Source organism: Pseudovibrio sp. POLY-S9, from assembly GCF_001431305.1.
Lineage (GTDB): Bacteria > Pseudomonadota > Alphaproteobacteria > Rhizobiales > Stappiaceae > Pseudovibrio.
Window position 1 is genome coordinate 66856 of sequence record NZ_LCWX01000228.1, and the last position, 1747, is coordinate 68602.

Consider the following 1747-nt stretch of genomic DNA (forward strand, 5'->3'; position numbering starts at 1 on the left):
ATGGGTGTAAGCGCCAGAGTTTCATACCTTTTCTTTCTTACTAAGACGAATGTAGGGGGCAACCTGCCTCTAAGGGACGCTTGACGTATAGGTTAATCACACTACTGTCCCAAACAGGAAAAATTCTGTAGCGGCCTTTTGATGGGCAAAAGCCAATTCGTCAAGTCGCTATAGCGTATTCCCGAGACGTGAGCGTCGGTTTTCGGATGAGAGTATGCGCAAATGTACGCGTATTTCCGAGGAGTGGCCGCCAGCTGTCGGTGAGGACTACGCGTAAATACAGCTCTAAGGCGGTTTGCTGGCCCTATATGGAAGGCAGGCGGCCTTAGAAGGGGAGGAAAACAAAATGTATCGTGCACCACTGAGTGAAATTGTATTCACGCTGAAAGAAGTCGCAGGTTTAGGACAGCTTCAGGCGCAGCCGGGACAGGAAGAGCTTTCAGATGATTTGATCGAAGCTATCCTGGGTGAGGCCGCAAAGTTTGCAGAGGAAGAGATCGCGCCTCTCAATAGGGTTGGAGATGAAAATCCGGCACAATTGATCGATGGAAGCGTCAAAACCTCACCGGGCTGGAAAGAGGCTTACACCAGTTGGCGTCAGGGCGGCTGGAGCGCGCTGACAGGTGATCCGGAGTACGGAGGGCAGGGCCTTCCAAACATGCTCCACGTCGCCGTGTTCGAAATGTGGAATGCGGGCAGCATGGCTTTTACCTTGTGCCCAACACTCACCACAGGCGCTGTAGAGGCTATCGAGAAGCACGGCTCTCCGGAACTCAAAGCCAAGTACCTCGAAAAGCTCATTAGCGGCGAGTGGACAGGCACAATGAACCTGACTGAGCCACAGGCTGGCTCAGACCTGAACGCTCTGCGTGCCAAAGCAGAGCCTGTGGGAGACGGGTCCTACAAAATCTCTGGTCAGAAGATTTTCATCACCTATGGCGATCACGATATGACAGACAACGTGGTCCATCTGGTGCTGGCTCGCTTGCCGGACGCGCCTGCTGGAACACGTGGCATCTCACTGTTTGCAGTGCCAAAGTATTTCGTCAATGACGATGGCAGCCTTGGCGAGAAGAATGACGTGACCGTAGCTGGTGTGGAGCACAAGCTCGGTATCCATGGCTCTCCAACCTGCACCATGTCTTTTGGCGATAGGGGCGGTGCAATCGGTTGGCTCATCGGCGAAGAAAATAGAGGCCTCGCCTGCATGTTCACCATGATGAACAACGCCCGCCTTGCCGTGGGTGTGCAGGGTCTCGGCATCGCAGAGCGTGCCTTCCAGGAGTCTCTGGCGTTCTCACTGGATCGCAAGCAGGGCCGCGGTGTCGGGTCAAAGACCGACGGTATGGATCCGATCGCAGTTCACCCGGATATTAAACGCACCCTTCTCTCCATGAAGTCTCAGACGCAGGTTGCCCGTGCAATCTGTTATGCCTGCGCACATGCACTGGACATGGCAAAAGTCGCGCCAGATGCGGATCAGAAGAAGTTCTGGGCAGAGCGTGCTGGCTTGCTCACACCAATTGCAAAAGCCCTCTCCACCGACTTTGGTGTCGATGTGGCCTCTCTTGGTATCCAGATCCACGGCGGCATGGGCTTCATTGAAGAAACCGGCGCAGCCCAACATCTGCGTGATGCGCGCATCGCTCCGATCTATGAAGGCACCAACGGCATTCAGTCCATCGATCTGGTGATGCGCAAGCTGCCAATGTCTGGTGGTGATCAGGTCCGCAGCCTCATCGCTGAG

General features: G+C 54.8%; 1 protein-coding gene. It reads left to right on the top strand.

Annotation, left to right across the window (positions count from 1 at the left end; genetic code table 11):
* Nucleotides 1–346: 346 nt before the first annotated feature.
* A partial coding sequence (locus PPL9_RS22955) for an acyl-CoA dehydrogenase family protein (protein WP_208989571.1) occupies nt 347–1747 on the top strand: 1401 nt, incomplete at its 3' end.